At 44.7% G+C, this 19620-nt stretch carries 9 protein-coding genes; 2 read left to right on the top strand and 7 right to left on the bottom strand.

The window, feature by feature from the left end; translation table 11 throughout:
• Nucleotides 1-366: 366 nt before the first annotated feature.
• Nucleotides 367-1695: a phosphoribosylamine--glycine ligase gene (gene purD, locus I6E86_RS07765; protein WP_197177175.1), complete on the bottom strand. Its 1329-nt coding sequence runs from the start codon at nucleotides 1693-1695 to the stop codon at nucleotides 367-369.
• Nucleotides 1696-2149: 454 nt separating this feature from the next.
• On the opposite strand from purD, the gene I6E86_RS07770 reads away from it, so the two are divergent.
• Nucleotides 2150-6997 (top strand): NAD-glutamate dehydrogenase, encoded by a 4848-nt coding sequence (locus I6E86_RS07770; RefSeq protein WP_197176714.1) that lies wholly within the window; start codon nucleotides 2150-2152, stop codon nucleotides 6995-6997.
• 150 nt (nucleotides 6998-7147) lie between these two features.
• Here the strand turns inward: I6E86_RS07770 and I6E86_RS07775 are convergent, their stop codons facing one another.
• The 6 genes from I6E86_RS07775 to I6E86_RS07800 form a co-directional block, all read right to left on the bottom strand.
• Entirely contained in the window at nucleotides 7148-11080 is a 3933-nt protein-coding gene (locus I6E86_RS07775; protein WP_197176716.1) for an AAA family ATPase, read from the bottom strand.
• 88 nt (nucleotides 11081-11168) lie between these two features.
• Nucleotides 11169-12701 carry an exonuclease SbcCD subunit D C-terminal domain-containing protein gene (locus tag I6E86_RS07780; RefSeq protein WP_413786994.1) on the bottom strand — a complete coding sequence of 511 codons (1533 nt, stop codon included), beginning with the start codon at nucleotides 12699-12701 and terminating at the stop codon, nucleotides 11169-11171.
• 251 nt (nucleotides 12702-12952) lie between these two features.
• Nucleotides 12953-14593 (bottom strand): siroheme synthase CysG, encoded by a 1641-nt coding sequence (gene cysG / locus I6E86_RS07785; protein ID WP_197176720.1) that lies wholly within the window; start codon nucleotides 14591-14593, stop codon nucleotides 12953-12955.
• 287 nt (nucleotides 14594-14880) lie between these two features.
• A complete protein-coding gene (locus I6E86_RS07790) occupies nucleotides 14881-15519 on the bottom strand; it encodes a phosphoadenosine phosphosulfate reductase family protein (protein WP_197176722.1) in 639 nt (212 codons plus the stop codon).
• Between the two features lie 84 nt (nucleotides 15520-15603).
• Nucleotides 15604-16224: a DUF934 domain-containing protein gene (locus tag I6E86_RS07795; RefSeq protein ID WP_197176724.1), complete on the bottom strand. Its 621-nt coding sequence runs from the start codon at nucleotides 16222-16224 to the stop codon at nucleotides 15604-15606.
• A complete protein-coding gene (locus I6E86_RS07800) occupies nucleotides 16217-17908 on the bottom strand; it encodes a nitrite/sulfite reductase (protein ID WP_197176726.1) in 1692 nt (563 codons plus the stop codon). Before I6E86_RS07800 ends, I6E86_RS07795 begins: the two co-directional genes overlap by 8 nt.
• Before the next feature lie 343 nt (nucleotides 17909-18251).
• Here I6E86_RS07800 and sat point away from each other — a divergent pair, with 343 nt between their 5' ends.
• On the top strand, nucleotides 18252-19514 hold the full coding sequence (gene sat, locus I6E86_RS07805) for a sulfate adenylyltransferase (protein ID WP_197176728.1): 1263 nt from the start codon (nucleotides 18252-18254) through the stop codon (nucleotides 19512-19514).
• The last annotated feature ends 106 nt before the right edge of the window (nucleotides 19515-19620 follow it).

Below are 19620 nucleotides of genomic sequence, written 5' to 3' on the forward strand. Positions count from 1 at the left end.
GAACTCGACTACATACCTTATAACTTTCATAATTATTGGATGCGTAAATTTGCCAACAACTACTGACAATGTATAGATCAATGCTGAAACTGCGACAGCTTATATTCATATTTCAATATAAAAAATTAGACCTAGCATTATGCTAGGTCTAATAATCAGCTCAATAAGGTATAAAAAGTTAGATATAGTCAGAGAACTGCTAAACGGCTACGGCGTTATTCTCCCTAGATGTACTACTTGTACAATCTGCAGCCGGCTGCCTTGTATCCATTTTAGACTTCTTTGACTATAGGTTTAAAAGATACGGGCTTAAAAAATAGTACCCTCATCAAATACAGAGTTTATGGTCAGATGAGTAATCTTTGACTAAACATTTTCGCGAGCAATCGCGTGATGACCGATATCACGTCGATACTGTGCACCATCAAAACTAATAGCACCAGTGACTGCGAGCGCTGCTTGCTGAGCTTCAGAGATATTGTCTCCCATTGCTGTCACACATAATACACGGCCACCGTTCGTTATTACTTCTTTTTCATTGTCCGCGGCTGCATTATCAGAGAATGCTGTACCAGCATGAAAAACTTTGACAGCATTGTCGTTGCTAGCGTCTAGCTTTGGCAAGCCTGTAATAACATCGCCTTTCGATGACGTTTCAGGATAGCCTTTTGACGCAACGACGATACCTAGCGCAGGGCGTTCATCCCATTTGGCTTCGCTAGGCAATTGACCAGCCAGTCCTTGAGCCACCAAATCTGCCATTGATGACTGCAGACGCATTAAGATAGGCTGTGTTTCTGGATCACCAAAGCGGCAGTTAAATTCGATCACGTAAGGATCGCCTGCTTCGTCAATCATCAAGCCTGCATATAAGAATCCTGTATAAGGGTGACCTGCATTATTCATGGCATCCACCACAGGCTGAATCACTTGAGCCATAACCTTATTATGGACATCTTGTGTGACCACAGGGGCAGGAGAGTAGGCACCCATGCCGCCAGTGTTTGGCCCTGTATCTCCTTCAAAAGCACGTTTGTGATCTTGGCTGGTTGCCATTGGCAAAATATTGTCACCATCAACCATACAAATAAAGCTGGCTTCCTCGCCCTGCAAAAACTGCTCAATGACCACACGGCTGCCCGCATCGCCGAATTTATTGTCGGCCAACATGTCATCGATTGCTTCATGCGCTTGCTCAATGGTTTCGGCGACGATCACGCCTTTACCAGCCGCCAGTCCGTCCGCTTTGATGACGATGGGTGCGCCTTGCTCATCGACATAGGCTTTGGCAGCGTTTGCTTCTGTGAACCCTTGATAAGCGGCTGTTGGAATGTTGTTCTGTTCCATGAATTCTTTGGCAAAGGTTTTAGAGCCTTCTAACTGGGCACAGTATGCTGTAGGGCCCCACGCTTTAATACCAGCATCACGGCAAGCATCGACGATACCAGTGACCAAAGGTGCTTCCGGCCCCACGATGACCATCTCGATGTCGTTGTTTTGGCAAAATGCGATGACAGCGCTGTGTTCACTCGCATCTGTCTCAGCAGACGTTAGGATAACGTTTTGGCATTTTGGCTCAAGGGCAGAGCCTGCGTTACCAGGAGCGATATAGACATTTTTTACATTATCGTCTTTTGCACACTGCCATGCCAATGCGTGTTCGCGACCACCTGAGCCAATTACCAAAATATTCATCATGCTTTTTGCCCTTAGCATTAAAGTTAATAATGAGCGAATCGTACGCTCTTAAATATACCGCCATATTCTAACAAAAAAACACCCTAGATTACTATGAGTATCCACCTGCCAGCCACGAATCATCCACATTACTGCTTTAACCCTCATTGTCTCATGAGCAAAGGTTATTGAATTGTTGCTGATTCATGAAATGATGTTGTACGCTTTAGCTCACGCCGCAGTTGCGTTACACTTCACTATATTGATGGTATTGAATCCTAATGGCTATTTATTCACAAAAATAAGAAAAAAGGAGAAATCTTTAGACGTAATCAAAGAAATAAGTCGCATAAATGGATATACTGCCACCGCCACATAAATCAAAGATAAATATGCGGTATCAGTAGCCAATACAAATTGATGAAAACCCATAAATAATTGATAAACCAAACCTATAAAAAGGACGCAGGACATGCCAAACTCCCTCAGTATCGCAAAAGAGCGCATTAGCCAGATAAGCGATATTGCTACCGGCTATGTACAAAAAGACAAATCCTTATTTGATCACTTCATTCATAGCTATTATCAGCCTCTGCACCAAGAAACGGCTGAGTCTATTAGTAATGCTGACTTAGCAGGTATGGCGCTACATCATTTCACGCTGCTAAAAAAATACGATTGCAGCAAACCGCAGCTGACGGTATTGAACCCTCTCGCAGAAGAGCAGCATTTTCATAGCTCGCACACGGTCATTCAAATCGTTGCCTATGACAGACCGTTTTTGGTCGATACGATTTTGATGAGCCTTGAAGCTGAAGGTATCGACGTTCATCGCACTTATAACATTATCATCAGTGTTAAGCGTGACGATGATGGTCAGATTACGTATGTCGAAGGCGCACACGAAAGCGCGACCTCGCATTTGTCATTGATTCATTGCGAAATCGCCTATCAAGATAACGCAGATTTGAATGCGCTACAAAACATGCTGCTGTCTAAAATCGACACGCTTGATACCGTTGTGGGCGACTGGAAACAGATGCGTGCACAGTTAAATGACATCAAAACTGAGCTTTCTACCAAGCCATTGCCAGAAGTGTTTTACTCACAACAAGAAATCCAAGCGTTTTTAGATTGGATCTTAGATGATCATTTCATATTTTTAGGCTATCGTGAGTACCGCTTAGAAGGTGGTCAAGCAATTGCAGTCAGTAATGAACCAAGTGATTTGGATCTATTTGCCATTGGCAATAGTGGTCTTGGTCTATTACGCGGCTCTGAAGAAGACAAGCTCTCAGAGAGTTTCAGTCAGTTGCCTAAAGAGTTAAAGCAGCTTTTAACTGAGCCAAGAGTACTGATGCTGTCTAAATCAAGCCGTGTATCACCAATACATCGCTCGGTCTATATGGACTTTTTGGGTATTCATAAATTCGATGATCAAGGTAATTTGATCGGTGAGTATCGCTTTATTGGTTTATTGACTTCACAAGCGTATCAACTGACAGTACAGCAAATACCATTATTGCGCGAAAAAGCCAATAAAATCATGGCGATGGCAGACTTGCCACGTGACGGCCATGCCCATCATAAAATGATGCATGTGATCAATACGTTACCGCGCGATGACTTGTTTCAAGCCAGCGTGGAAGAGTTATACCCCATTGTCTCAGGTATCACACAGCTACAAGACAAAAAGAGCTTACGCTTATTTAGCCGTATCGATCATTATCAGCGTTTTGTGTCGTGCTTGGTCTATATCCCGCGTGACAAGTTCAACACTGAGCTGCGTATCAAGGTACAAAACGTCCTAAAAGACGCTTATAACGGTGCCTCATCAGGATTCACTACTGAGTTCAACGAATCTGCTCATGCTCGCGTCCATGTCCATGTCCGTACTGTGCCAGGTCAAGTGAATGACGTCAATATCGCAACACTTGAAGCCAAGTTGTCAGCACTCATGCAGTCATGGGATGATAATTATCAAAAAATGCTACTCGACAATGTGGGCGAGCAAGAAGCCAATGCCTTAAATCGTCGATTCTTAGATTACATTCCTGCCGCTTACCAAGAGCGTTTCGATGCGCGTACCGCTGTCGAAGATACCAAGCGTCTGGCTGGATTGACTGCAGAGCAGCCAATGCTTTGGCACTTGTATCAGTCAACAGGCGATGCCAGCAATCAGCTACATCTAAAGCTATATGGTCGCGAGCAGCCTGTTATCTTGTCAAAAGTACTGCCAATACTTGAAAACTTTGGTGTCTCGGTTATCTCAGCACAGACTTATGAATTTGATCTGCCAGAGCAGCCTATCTGGATGCAAGAGTATGAGCTGACACTAGAGCATGTCGATACCGTCAACATGCAAGTGGTACGTGGTCAGTTTGAAGACAGCCTCAAGCAAATTTGGGCAGGACGCGTTGAGAGTGATTCATTCAATGAGCTCGTACTGACCACCAAGCTAGATACGTATGATGTGGTGGTACTACGTGCACTGTCTCGCTATATGCTACAAGCACGCGCGCCATTCTCTGGTGCCTATATCCAGCAAACTGTGGTCAAAAACAGTGATATCAGTGTGGCACTAGGCAGTCTATTTGATGCACGCATGAATCCTAAGTATAGCGAAGACGATCGTCAAGCAAAAACCACTCAAATCCAAGCGCAAATCACGGCAGCACTCGCTGATGTCGATAGCTTAGATGAAGATCGTATCTTGCGCTGGTACTTGGATTTGATCAATGCGATGGTGCGTACCAACTTTTATCAAACAGATGAAAATGGTCAGCGTAAAGATCGCTTGTCGTTTAAATTCTTGGCAGCAGACATTCCAAACTTGCCAAAACCAAAACCGATGTTTGAGATATTTGTCTACTCACCACGCGTTGAGGCCGTGCATCTACGTGGCGGAAAAGTCGCTCGTGGTGGTCTGCGTTGGTCAGATCGTATGGAAGATTTCCGTACCGAAGTACTGGGCCTTGTCAAAGCACAGATGGTCAAAAATGCGGTAATCGTGCCTGTTGGTTCTAAAGGTGGTTTCATCGTCAAAACCAAAAGCATGGCTGACGGTCGCGAAGCGTTCCAAGCGGAAGGCATTGCCTGCTATCAGACATTCTTGCGTGGTATGCTTGATGTCACAGACAACATCGTCGATGGCACTATCGTCCCGCCAGCCAACACCGTCAGACATGACGAAGATGATCCTTACTTGGTGGTCGCGGCAGATAAAGGCACGGCTACGTTCTCGGATATTGCAAATGCCTTAGCTGCAGAATACAACTTCTGGCTCGATGATGCCTTTGCCTCAGGTGGTTCAGTAGGCTATGACCATAAAGCAATGGGTATCACGGCACGCGGTGGCTGGGAATCTGTCAAACGTCACTTCCGTATGCAAGGCATGGACATCCAAAACCGTGATGACTTTACGGTTGTCGGTATCGGTGACATGAGTGGAGATGTATTCGGTAACGGTATGCTGCTCTCGACTCGTACTAAACTGGTTGCGGCCTTTAACCACTTGCATATCTTTATTGATCCTAATCCAGACACGGCAGCCTCTTATGCTGAACGCGCGCGCTTGTTTGAATTGCCACGCTCATCGTGGGCGGATTATGAAGCATCACTCATCAGCCAAGGCGGCGGTATATTCTCTCGTCAAGACAAGACCATCGCCATCAGCCCAGAGATGAAATCGCTGTTTGATATCCAAGCTGACAGCCTGGCTCCTAATGATTTGATCAGCGCCTTACTACGAGCGCCGGTTGATTTGGTCTGGAATGGTGGTATCGGTACGTATGTTAAGAGCGCCAACGAGACGCATGCTGACGTTGGTGATCGCGCGAACGATGCGCTACGTATCAATGGTAATGAGCTGCGTGCTGCTGTCGTTGGGGAAGGTGGTAACCTAGGTCTGACGCAACAAGGCCGTATCGAATACGCTCAAACGGGTGGCCGCATTTACACTGATGCGATTGATAATTCAGGCGGCGTCAACTGCTCGGATCATGAAGTCAATATCAAAATCCTACTGGGTAAAGTGGTTGAGCAAGGCGATATGACGCTTAAGCAGCGTAATGAGTTGCTTGAGAGCATGACGGATACCGTAGCTGAATTGGTACTGCGTCAAAACTATCTGCAACCACAAGCGATCGAGCTGAGCCATATTCGCGCAGCGGCTAACCTAAGTGATCATCAGCGTTTTATTCAAATGCTGGAAAGTGAAGGTCGTCTGGATCGTGCAATTGAGTATCTGCCATCAGATGAAGAGATTGCAAAGCGTCAAAAAGCAGATACAGGTCTGACCAATCCTGAATTGGCTGTGGTCTTAGCCTATGGTAAAATGTGGGTCTATGACAATCTATTGTTATCTGATTTGCCAGATGAGCCGTATTTCATCAATGAGTTACGTAAGTACTTCCCAGATGAGCTCGCGTCACGCTTCTTTGATGAGATGACCAAGCATCGCTTGCATCGCGAAATCATTAGTACGTATTTGACCAACAGTGTGGTCAACCGCTTAGGTATCGAAGCGCTGTTCCGTCTATTTGAAGAAACGGATCAGTCGTTGGCGACCATCGTACGTGGTTACGCAATTAGCCGTGATGTATTCAATGTATCACGCGCATGGAAAGCGCTTGAAGCGTTAGACAATCAGGTCGATGCTGAGCTACTACTCAACCTTGAATTACGTCTACGTGATTCGCTTGAGCGCGGTGTGGTCTGGTTTATCAACGCCTTTGGTCAAAACCTACAAGTCGCTGATATGATTGGCCGCTTTAGTGACAGTGTTGAAAAACTGACTAAGCCAAGTGGCTTTATCGAGCAACAGTTTGCACAGTATCTACAAGAAGATACCACTCGTTTGATGCAAAAAGATCTGTCTGATAATGACGCTACCTTATTTGCGATGCTGCCATACCATGTCGATGCCCTAGATGCGGCGTTATTGGCTGAGCAATACGAGCGTCCTGTTGATGAAATTGCCACATTATACTTTGAAGCGTATCAAGTGCTGCAGCTAGATTGGATGATGGATAATATTGCCAATTTACCACAGCAAGACTACTGGGATCGCCGTGCACGTCACGCCCTAGTGAACGAGCTGTCACGCAGCTTGCGTCTATTGATGGATGCGGTACTCTCAAAACCAGATGCCAAGCAAGCCTTTAGTGAGTGGCGAGCCAGACACGTTGATCAGCTTGCAGCAGTGACAACAGAAATGCAAAAGCTAGATGATCTGCACAGTAGTGATGAAGATGGTCAAATCGGTCTCTCAACGCTGTCAGTATTGATGAGTGAGCTTAGTGGTTTAGTTACTAAGTAATATCAATCCCAAACTGTCTCACAAAAAAACCACCGTCCTTAATGTTCGGTGGTTTTTTATGTTTTACGCTATGTCTTTGGATGATTCACTAAGTGTCATAAGCGTAACGTAGTAAGTATAAGGAGTCACTAGCAACTTGACTCCTTATACTTACTCATCGTCAGCGACTACCTTACGACACCCTTGACCACTAATTCGGCTAAATCCGCCCGAAAGCTTTTCGACCTTAATCTGAGTCAATATTCGCTCTTTTAGTACTTGAACATGAGAGATAATACCAATGATTTTTCCCTCTTGTTGTAGGCTGGTCAAGGTGTCGAGCGCGATATCTAATGACTCTTCATCAAGCGTACCAAAGCCTTCATCCAAAAATAGCGAATCTACCCGAATGTTTTGACTGGCCATTTGCGACAGTCCTAAGGCTAAGGCTAAACTGATAATAAATCCTTCGCCGCCTGAGAGATTTTTAGTACTACGGATATCACCTCCCTGATAATTATCAATCACATTCAGCTCTAATGCATTGTCTGTATCATGAATCAGCAAGTAGCGATCACTCATTTTTCCTAACTGCTTGTTGGCATGGTCAATCATCACTTGAAAGGTTAAGCCTTGAGCAAAGGTACGGTATTTTTTGCCATCTGCCGAGCCAATCAATTCATAAAGCTGTTGCCAAACCTGCATGGTTTCTTTCTGCGCTGCAATGACCACACTCTGCGTGCTCTGTGCGATTTTTTGCTGTTCGTTGGCTTTGAGTTGTTGCTCGATAGCCCCTAACACGCCAAAGCGTGTGTCTATCTCCGTTTGTAAATTTTGTTGCTTGCCAGCGAGTATGTCTCTTGGCTCATCAGTTAACGGGTTCGCTAGCTGTTCATTCAATGACTGCTGAGTGGCCTGCAGTTGTACTTTGGCATGATTAAGGGCTTGCTCAATACTAAATTGGCGATTTTTTAACGCATCACGTGCCTCTTTTGGCAATAGTGACTGCTCAAAATCTGCCTCGCTCGTAAACTGTGATTCCGATAATAATGCCGTAAACGTTGTCTGTTGTTCATTGAGTACAGTAGTAGCAGTATTGAGGTCATCTGCTAATTGATTTGCTCGCACTTTTGATTGTTCGAGAACTTGCCTAGTATTGTCTACCTGCCGTTGTACGATAGTTGTCCTGTTTTTTGCCTCATCTAGTGCTGTGTGTAGGCTATTGCTCTCGCTATCAGGGTTTTTATCTGCAAACAGATGATATCTGTCCATTTTTGATTGTTGATGCGCGACCGTTTTATCTAAAAGACTACTCTCTAATTGTTCAAGCGAGGTTTCATCAACTGCTAGCTGCTGCTGCTTGGCCCCAATCTGCGCCGTCAAACTACTCAGATCATTAGTGAGCTGCTGTTGCTTACTGGTTTGGGTATTAAAGGTTTGCTTTAATAGGTTAAGCGCAACGCGCTGTTGGCGTAATGGGTTGATATGATCGTCGTAGTCAGCTTGAGATAACACTGTTTTTGTCTCAATACTACGGCGCAGCTGCATCAGTGCTGCTTGAACCTCTGCGGCGTCAAGTGCTGTATTTAAATAATTTTTGTATTTGTCAGTAGGATATTTATCTACTTGCGTAGATACAGTCGCCATAATGGGAGACATGTCAGAGAAATTGGCATTGATCTTATCCGTGATGCCTTCATTTTTTTGGGACATAAGCTTGATGTCAGTGGTCAAGTTATTAATGCTGTCAATTAACGCCTGTTGATGTTTTTCGTCGACTTCAATAGCGCTGTTAAGGGTGGCTATCTGTTCGGCTCGGGCATCGTAATCAGTCAGGACTTTATAAATAGCCTGTTTTTGCTGATTGAGCTGCTGCTTAGCGCTGTCTAACAAATCAATAAAATGGTTAACACTCGCTGTGTCGTAGATACTAGCCGCTATTGCATCCATAAGCTCAGCAAGCGGATGAATCATATCTGCCAGTGCTTTGGAGTCCGCATTTTGAGGATGGATTAGTGAGGACAGAGCAGAGTGGATATCGTTCGCGACTGTATTTGATTGCGCCTGCAGATTCTCTAGTTGCTGCTGCTCACTACTTAAGGCGGCTTTCTTTGTACCATAATCGACGCGGTGCGCAGCTAAGGCTTGCTCCAAAGTTTCAATGAGCGTCAAAATCTCAGTGATTTTATGCTGAGTCTGCTGGGCTTGAGACGATTGACTACTATCAGACGTCTCACTGTTTGTATGACGATCTAACAGTGGATGGTTTATACCATAAGGATGCTCATGCGCGCCGCAAAGCGGGCAGGGTGTGCCGTCCTCTAACTCGATTATATAGTCTTCGAGCTTGGCCACTTTTTGTAGTAGCTGCAAATGTGCCTGTTTTTCTTGCTGTTGGTATTTTGCCGCTTGGATGTCTGACTGATGATGTGTCATCAAATCCTCTAGGGCAGTTAATTGCTTATTTAAGGTCGGTATCAACTGCTTGCTTTTATATATTTGGTCAGACAGTTCAGCCAAACGCTCGAGCTTAAAGCCTACTTGTTCAACTTGGTTACTTATTTGACCAATGCGATCTTGCTCGCCACGCATATTAGCAATGGATTGATGTTTAATGAGTGCTGATTGTTGCTGCTGTAAGTTAGTAAGCTGCGCCTGCTGCTGCGTGATTATTGACTTATCCAACTCTAATCGCTGAGCGAGTGCATCAGCTTTATCTTGTAGTTGGCTGGTGTTTTGTTCCTCTGTTATTTTAGCGACTGCTAAGCTGGCATTATCTTCTAATAGTGTCCTCAGCCTGCCACAGTTGCTGTCAAAAGTGGCCATGTCAGTGTCAAGGTCACCCAGCTCTGGGTAATCAGTAAAAAATTGATCTATAGCGCTCAGCTGGTTTTTCGCCTTACTTTCGGTTTGTTGATGCGCTTTTATATCGCGGCGTAAGGTTTCTACGTTAGCGGCCAATTTGTTTTTATGGGCAGTATCATCATTGATTGAACGGGCTTGCTGGTTGACTTCGCTATCGAGATCACGAACTTTTGCGATAATGGGCAGGGCATCATGAAGCGCGGTTGCTGCTTGTACTTCATCGCTAGCGGCAGCCTCTAATGCTGACATGACTTGTTCACACTGCTGCTGCTCTATTGGCAGTTGTTGATCCACCGCCTCTCGTTCTGTGCGTAGATCGTACACTTTTTTACGGCTATAAAGCAGTTCTCTAAACGGGCTGTCAATCTCCAATGCCTTATTGGCAGCCTCTAGACGAGCAGCCTCTGGCACAAAAGCTTGCTGGGCTTGCACAGCATCGATCTCTAGTGCCTCATAATGAGTCAGATTAATCTGTAAATCCGTCACTTTATCTAGCCACTGTAGCTGGTCACTCACTGTTTTAATTGTTTGCCGCTGCACAGTTTGCTCGTCTTTATACGTGGTTAATTGTGCTTGCAGCTTTGCTTCATCGTCCGCGCTTAATAACGGTAAGCTATCAATGCCTGCTTGCAGTTTGGCTAGCTGGTTCTCTTCGTGTCGTTTTTTTTCAAAAACGTTTTTGGATATCTCTGCATAGATCGCTGTTCCGGTGATTTTTTCCAGAATAGCGGCTCTGTCGGCAACATCGGACTTTAAAAATGCGGCAAAGCTCCCCTGAGCCAGCATGATGGAGCGGGTGAACTGGTTAAAATCCATGCCAATTAAATCTTGGATACGTGCCTTAGTTTTTTTTATGCCACTTTCCAACATTTTATCAGTATCAGCATTGGCAATTTCATGAGTGGCATCTTGTAAATTGCCATCCGCTTTATTGCGTGCGCGGCGTTGCCCCCAATGACAGCGGTAACGATTTTTGCCAATTTCTATTACTACTTCTGAAAAACAGTCAGCAGTTTGGCGAGTCATGACTTCATTACTACTTTTGCTTATGGAGTCAATACGCGGTGTCTGAGCATATAACGCCAAACAAATCGCGTCCAAAATAGTGGTCTTGCCAGCGCCCGTTTGCCCTGTGATGGCAAATATACCTTCGTTAATAAAGGCTGCATCTGTAAAATCGATGTGCCATTCGCCCTTTAGAGAATTTAGGTTTTTAAGTCGCAGTTCAATCAGTCGCATGGCAAGGTCTTATCATTGTGTAATGGTTATTAAGTGGGTATTCAAAGATACGGTTTTTGTTTTACTTAAGCATCAGTCTCACAGCGTTTTATTCAGCTTGAGTATCTTTATGATGAATGTTATGAATAATCTGTGCGTAAGCATCACGTAGCATGAGTTTTTGCGCATCTGTTACCTCATTGGCACTCAAACAGCGCTCAAACACCTGCATCTCATTCAAATCTTGCAAGGTTTCGGACGCCGCTTCTTGATTCAGCACCTTGTTATAAGTGCGTGTATTCTTTATTTTAAGCACTTCACAAGGTAAGCTCGTGACTATGGACTGAATCTGCTCGCGCAAATCACTAACGATATCGTCGCCTGTATAAATAATCTCTAGCCAAACTGATTCGGTCGGTGCTAACGCTTCGATGGTGCTATCGATTGTCTGTTGAATAGCCAGCAAATCACCCGATATTTGCGCCAGTTTTTGGAATTTTGGGATAGGTAAAGAGACCACCTGCATTTGACGCGCTTCATCATGATGCAGCAGCGTGACATCTAAATTGAGGGTCGTATTGGCGATATTTGAATCGGTAAGAGAAAGGAAGTCGGGTACAGTCATCTCTACTTCGGTTTTTCGCTGTGATTGTGCTTCTATGTCTTGTTCTCGCTTTGGCTCTGGTGCTGTTTCTACTTCTGCTTCAAAGCCAAACAAGTCATCCATAAATCCTGTGTTCTGGCTGGCTACTTTTTTGTTCGCAGGTTTTTCTACGGATGTATCTGTCTTTGCAGTTGCATTGATAAGTTGAGAGATATCAGAGGCTATGTGATCATTATTGTTTTTAGTATTAATACCCTCTAACGCGTTACCAAACTGTATTAGTAAGACCTGTTTTTGCTGCTTGGCTTCACCAAACCCCATCGCAATGGGTGAGCCTGAGTAGCGGATATGCTCACGGCCTCCCACGCGCTGCGGCACATGTAAATGGCCGAGTGCCACATAATCAAAGCACTCATCAAACATCTCGGCAGAGATTTTCCCTAAGTTACCAATATATAAGTCACGCACGCCATCATCGGCCGTAGTGCTACCGCCTGACGCAAACAAATGACCAGTGGCAATGATAGGAATATGGCGATTGTGGGATTTGGCAATGATTTGCTGATGATCTTTGGCAATAGCCGCCACCGCATCATAATGCGCGCAAATACCACTGATGACGCTGGCGTCTTTACTGTCCATAGACTCGCCAGCGCTACTACTACGCACATCCCGATCGCGCAGATAGGGTACCGCCGCAATAATACAACTGGGTATGCCTTGAGCATCATTCAACAACAACACTTCATCGTTTACATCATCACAAGCCGTACCGATTACATGCACGTTTAAAAACTTTAACACTTGGCTGGGTGCATCTAAAAAAGTCGGGGAGTCGTGATTGCCTGCGACAATTACCACATGCTGACAGCAGGAGCGTGATACCTTACCCAAAAACTCATAATACAGCGCTTGTGCTCTATTGCTAGGCGTCATGGTATCGAAGATATCACCAGCCACAATGAGTATATCTACCTTTTGGGCAGTTATTGTCTCCTCAAGCCAGCCTAAAAACGATTCAAATTCGTTATAGCGCATGTGCCCGTAAAGCCTGCGCCCTAAATGCCAGTCGGATGTGTGCAAAATGGTAAGTGGGGCGGACATAGGTAAGGAGGACATGCTAGTGTTGGATATGGACATAAGTAGACTATAAGTATGAGCAGTAGAAAGTCTTCATTCTAGCAAGAATCGTTGAGGTTTGCGCTGTTGCCAAAAGAAAACCCTACCAATAATATACTGGTAGGGTTTTCTTCTTTAACACTAAGCATTTTGCAGGTTAGCAGTAAGCACTAGTCAACAATTAATTGCTCCAGACCATCTTCTTGCTGCGTTGCAAGATTTGCGACCATCGATAGGGCATGCGCTTGTTGATCTATCGGTTGTTTCACTGCTTCACCTCTCGATCCTTCGCGCAACCAATTTTTGGCTATATCATCGCTGTTTTGACTGTGCTGCTGGTTTTGTAAATTATACCAAGCCAAATCATGATGCAAGCTGACCACTTCGCCCATGATGAGTAGAGCAGGCGTTGGCAATTGCGCCTGTTCTTGCTGAGCCACAATCGTTGCAAGCGTGCCCGTCAATACTTGCTGATTGGTCATACTCGCATTAGAGACGATGGCAATCGGCGTCTCGTTACTGCGTCCTGCCTCAATCAAGCCTTCGGTCAAACGTGCCAGCGAGTGCAGACCCATATAAAATACGACCGTCTCATCAGTATTTAAGAAACTCTCAAAATTACTGTTGGGTGCGCCAGCCTTCAAAAACCCTGTCACAAAACGTACTGATTGTGAATGATCACGGTGGGTTAGCGGAATGCCTGCATAGCTAGCAGCGGCATTGGCTGCAGTGATACCCGGTACGACTTGGTAAGGCACATTGTTTGCTCGCAGGCTTTCGATCTCTTCGCCACCGCGACCAAAGATAAACGGATCGCCGCCTTTTAAGCGCACGACACGGCGGCCTTGTTTGGCATGATTGACGAGCAGCTCATTGATACCCAATTGCGCGACCGTATGGTTACTGCGTTTTTTACCGACAAATACCTTGTCAGCATCACGGCGGCATAAGTCTAAAACTTGCGGTGAGACCAGCGCATCATAAAACACCACATCTGCTTGTTGCATCAAACGCAGTGCTTTAAATGTCAACAGCTCTGGATCACCAGGGCCTGCGCCAACGATATATACTTCACCAACGGCTGGTAACTCTTTTTCTGATTCATCAGATAGAGTAGGAGCAATCGTGTCTGATTCTTTTACCGCATTTGCATCGTCGCTTTTCTTACTGATAGCAGCGGCGGTACTATCCAAATCTGCTTGCAGTTGAGCAGTGGCTTCCGTTTCATTACCAGCGAACATCAGCTGACTGACCTGACCTTCAAACGCACGCTCCCAAAATTGACGACGTCCAGTGAGCGTTGGTATTTTGGCTTTTACCTCGCTGCGGAATTCACCTGCCAGCTTAGCCAATTTACCATAGCCTTGCGGGATTAATGTCTCAAGGCGTGCCCGTAATAGACGTGCCAATACAGGCGCTTTACCATTTGATGAAATACCAATCACGATAGGATTGCGATCGATAATGGCTGGAAAGATAAAGTCACATAAATGCGGCGTGTCAACCACATTGACTGGAATGTTTAGCTCAGTGGCATCTGCATGAATCTGATGATTGAGCGTCTCATCATCAGTCGCGGCAATGATTACCCGTGCGCCTACCATATAGGTTTTATTATAATTCTCATAGATAAACTGGTGTTTATCGTCAGTTAGCAAAGCTTGTAGCTCGTGGCTGATATCAGGTGCAAGTATAGTGATACAGGCACCTGCACGACTGAGCAAATCCGCTTTACGCAGTGCCACTTCGCCGCCGCCCACGATAAGCACTTTACGGTCTTCTAATTTAAAAAATAGCGGGAAGGTGTTCATAATGTCACCATATATTTAATTGTTTATTATAAAAGGTAGAAAAGATATAAGGAATGCCGCCATTATGAGGTATCACAGGTACAGTCTCACCTAGTGAATTGGCATTAGCATATTCGTTTTTGAGATATTAGTACCTGTTTTCGCTAATAATAGGAATAGCGGTCAGTATCGAATACAGGTAGAACACGGCACAAAAAAATCCCGCTTAATGACTCTTTAAGAGCCAAGCGGGATTTTTTATTTATACAGCCATTGTTCAACAAATAATAGCTACAGTCAGCAACTTACTATAGCTGAGTATGCAAGCCACACTCACGGCTTTCTTCTACTTTCGTTGGATCAAAGTAATCATGCTCGTTCGGTAGGTTATGCTCATCTAGATAAACATCTAAATCAGCATCATTCTTTTCAAACAATGGCGCTACTTTTAGTACGCCGTCTTTTGATAGGCTAAGTACATCAAGACCTTGGCGGAACTCAGTTTGGTCTTTACGAATAGCATTGAACCAAACATCTGGCTTTAGCTCATCTAATGCACGGCGGAATGGCTCAAGTTTTACTTGATCAGTAAACTCGTCATGCTGTGGGTTGTCGATACCTGGGATACCATTCATCGTCGCGTCACGGTGCGCAGCGGTCTGCTTAGGAATATAGGTAACAACGTTTAGATCCAAGTCTTTGATCAGCTTATTGGCAAACTGATAAGTAGCATCAGTGTTGTAACCTGAGTCTACCCACAATACTGTGATGTCAGGGCGCTGTTTGGCAACCAAATGCAAAATCGCTGATTCATATGGACGGAAGTTGGTCGTGATGATTGGGTTTTTTGCTTGAGTCAGTGCCCACTCAACGATTTGCTCAGGTGATTTACCTTGCAAGTCTTGGTTGGCTTGGTCAAGATCTAGGTTTGGGTGTAGTTGGCTCATAATACGTTCCTTAATTGTTGTTAATATAAAAGTGTTGATTAGAAATAACGGGTATTACTATAAAAATTATGGTCAATGCGACAGCTATGCGACTGAAGTCTCTGACGATTGTGCAAACATCGGTAAATCTGAAGCGCTTCGACCGTCATAGCTACTGGCAAGAGCAGTAAAGGCTTGCTCAATGCCAAACTTAGAGTCAGCTTCTAGGTCATGATCGCTCAATACAAAGCTATCAACGCCCGTGCGTAGCATATAAGCAATTTGATCGCGGCCAAACGCGCCAGCAACTCGAATCTCACCTGTATAACCGACTTGGCGCAGCGTACGTGCAAAGCTAAAGTGACGGCCATCAGCGAATTTCGGCACATCAATCACGATAAGCGCCTGACTCGATAAGAATTCACTGATACCTTCTAATGCATCAGCGTCAGTATCGGCAGTAACCCACAATCCAAGTCGGCTACTGTGCTGTACGATCAGCTCATAAACTTCTTTGATCAGACCACCAGCTTGTGCGCCTGATTCGTCTAATAAATCAGCGAGCGGCACGATGACATCAGGTTTTTCTTGTTTTTGCAGTAGCTCAAGCAACGTAATGTTAGTCGATATAATGCTCTCTGGTAGCGCATCAGTGGTAAGTACATGCCACGTATCTTGACTGCCAATATCGACGCCATGACTGTCCAAAATATGGTGATTAGCCATAGACCTTCTCCTTAAATGGATCAATACCAACGCGCTCAACCAATTGCCCAAAGCTTTCTACATCATTGTCAGTGCTGGCACGTAAGTCCACATAGACATCAACGATCTGCTGTATGGTGTTGGCAACCTCAAGAGCAGGCACAGATTTTCCTAAGATTTTGCCAAGTTTGGCGTCGTCGCTAGAGTTGCCGCCAAGGCTAATCTGATACCAATGTTCGCCTTTTTTATCGACACCCAAGATACCAATATCGCCTGTATGATGGTGCGCACAAGCATTGATACAGCCAGACATATTCAGGCGAATCTCACCCAAGTCATATAGATAGTCTAGGTCATCGAACTGTTTTTCGATTTGTTCAGCGATATTGTGCGTGGTCGCATTGGCAAGCGAGCAGTAATCCCAACCTGGGCAGACAATCATATCTGTTAGGGTGTTGATGTTTGCGCGCGCTAAATGCAATTCTGATAGCTGCTGCCATAACTCATAAAGCTTATTGGTCTCCACATCAGCGAATACTAGATTCTGCTGATAAGTACCACGCAGCTCACCAAAGCTATATTTGTCAGACAGGTCAGCCAGTGCATCCATCTGTGATTCACTGACGTCACCGGATGGTACATATTTACCATCGACTAAGCCTGCTTTGAGGGAAATAACCACGGCACGATAGCCAGCTATTTTGTGCGCTACGGTATTTTGGTTATACCAATTGGCAAAATGTTTATCAGCGCTCAGTTGCTGTTGTAGCTCAGACTGTACTTGTAGTGCGTCAAACGATGCATAGTCAGGCTCGCTAAAAAAGCCAGTTGCCGTTGCAAAGTTCTCATCAGTCAAAGTAAGTGGACCATCTTTGGTATGGGCTTCCCACTCGGCATTGACCAATTTGGCAAAGGCTGGACCGCCCATGCTTTCGACCAAAATTTTGATACGTGATCTGTATTTACTGCCTTTATCACGGCGACCATGCAAGTTATAGACACGCAAGATGGCGTCTAAATAACTCAGCAGATGCTGACGCGGCAAGAATTTATTGATGACTTTACCAAGGACAGGAATACGTCCGAGACCGCCACCAACCAATACTTCAAAACCAATCTCACCTTCGTCATTGGTTTTTACATGTAGACCGACATCATGTACTTGGGTTGCCGCGCGGTCATCATTGGTCCCGATGACAGCAATCTTAAATTTACGTGGCAAGAAAGCAAACTCAGGGTGGAAGGTTGACCACTGACGAATAATCTCGCAATAAGGACGTGGATCAGCGATTTCTTCTTTATGAATACCGGCATATGGATCGGTGGTGGTGTTACGAATACAGTTGCCTGAGGTTTGGATGGCATGCATCTGTACTGAGGCTAGTTCAGCCAAAATATCTGGCACATCTTCTAGCTTTGGCCAGTTCAGCTGAATATTGGTACGCGTGGTAAAGTGCCCATAGCCTTTATCATACTTACGAGTAATCTCGGCCAATTTGCGCAATTGATAGCTGGCAAGCAAACCGTAAGGAATGGCGATACGCAACATCGGCGCATAACGCTGGATATACAGGCCATTTTGCAATCGCAGTGGCAAAAACTGCTCTTCTGGCAGCTCACCTGCCAAAAATCGCTCCGTTTGGTCGCGAAATTGGGCAACTCGTTCCTCTACCAAAGTCTGGTCAGCGTAATTATATTGATACATGACGTAATCTCAGTTTTGTTTTTAATCTTAAAATCAGCGACGAAAATGATTTGCGTGTGTAATAGGTTTTATTGCCGTTCGCAATGTAAATAATTCAGCTATACATCATATAAGCTTGTACTCAAAATCATAAATTCCTTTCAGACATATCCATATCCAAACACAGCATAAATTTTCATAACGAAAGTTAGGTAGCCTATGCGTAACAAATTTAATGCCCAATCGTTAGCACGCTATTTATTATCTATCGACGGCTTTCTTCTCAGTTTTGTACATTTAATCGCTTTTGCATTTTTGCTCATCTCTTCCAACGATTCTTTTTATAAGAGGTTTTAATAACTATATGTCTCAAACTCAAAGTCCAACCCAGTCACAATTCAAATCAAAGCTGGTTCCACCACATGGTAGTGCAGAGCTTAAGCCACTATTATTAAACGGTGCAGCACGCGATCAAGCATTAGAGCTTGCCAGCACATTGCCGACCATCACTCTAAGCTCACGTGAGCGCGGTGATTTAATCATGTTCGGTATCGGTGGTTTTACTCCGTTAAATGGCTTTATGAATCAAGCGGACTGGCAGGGTGTGGTAGACAACATGCGCTTGCAAAGCGGTGAAAACGCAGGCTTGTTTTGGCCAATTCCTATCACTTTGTCTGCGCCAAAAGAGACTGCGAATAATTTGAGTCAAGGTGACAAAGTAGCCTTGGTCGCTCAAGATGGCGAAGTCATGGGTATCTTGACGGTAGAAGAAACCTATACCATCGATAAAGAGCATGAGTGTCAGCAAGTATTTACGACTACGGATTCAGAGCATCCAGGCGTACAACAAGTATTGAACCAAGAAGCCGTCAATATTGCCGGTAGTGTTGAAGTATTGAGCGAAGGCGAGTTCCCAACACTATATCCAGAAATCTACAAAACGCCAGCAGAAACGCGCGCAATTTTAGATGCTAAAGGCTGGAAAACAGTGGCTGCATTCCAGACGCGTAATCCAATGCACCGCTCACATGAGTATCTGGCTAAGATTGCGATTGAAATCTGTGATGGTGTGTTGATTCATTCATTATTGGGCGCATTGAAACCTGGCGACATCCCTGCAGAAGTTCGTCAAGAAGCCATCAAGACCTTGATCGATAACTACTTTAGACAAGATACCGTTATACAAGCAGGCTATCCGTTGGATATGCGCTATGCTGGTCCACGTGAAGCATTGTTACATGCGCTATTCCGTCAAAACTATGGCTGTAGCCATCTGATTGTCGGTCGTGATCATGCGGGTGTTGGCGATTATTATGGTGCATTTGATGCGCAAACGATTTTTGAACATGTTGGTAAAGATGACCTTGTCACCCAACCGCTCAAAATTGGCTGGACGTTCTGGTGTAATGCTTGTAATGCGATGGCCTCTGATAAAACTTGCCCGCATGACGCCTCTGAGCACGTTAAAGTGTCAGGTACTAAGCTGCGTAAAGCGCTATCAGAAGACGAAGATGTACCAGATAACTTTAGCCGTCCAGAAGTACTACAGATTTTGCGTGACTACTATGCCGGCATCGCAAAAGAAGAGCGTGCTGAGGTGAAATTAACGGGTGCATCTGCTGTATAAAGACTGATCATCAGTATAAAAAACTCGTACTAAGCCAGTTGTAAAAAAGGTGTCAGATTTATTGTCTGGCACCTTTTTGTTTTTATTACTATTTTTAAAATAAAAA

The sequence above is a fragment of the Psychrobacter sp. SWN149 genome (genome assembly GCF_015864565.1).
GTDB lineage: Bacteria > Pseudomonadota > Gammaproteobacteria > Pseudomonadales > Moraxellaceae > Psychrobacter.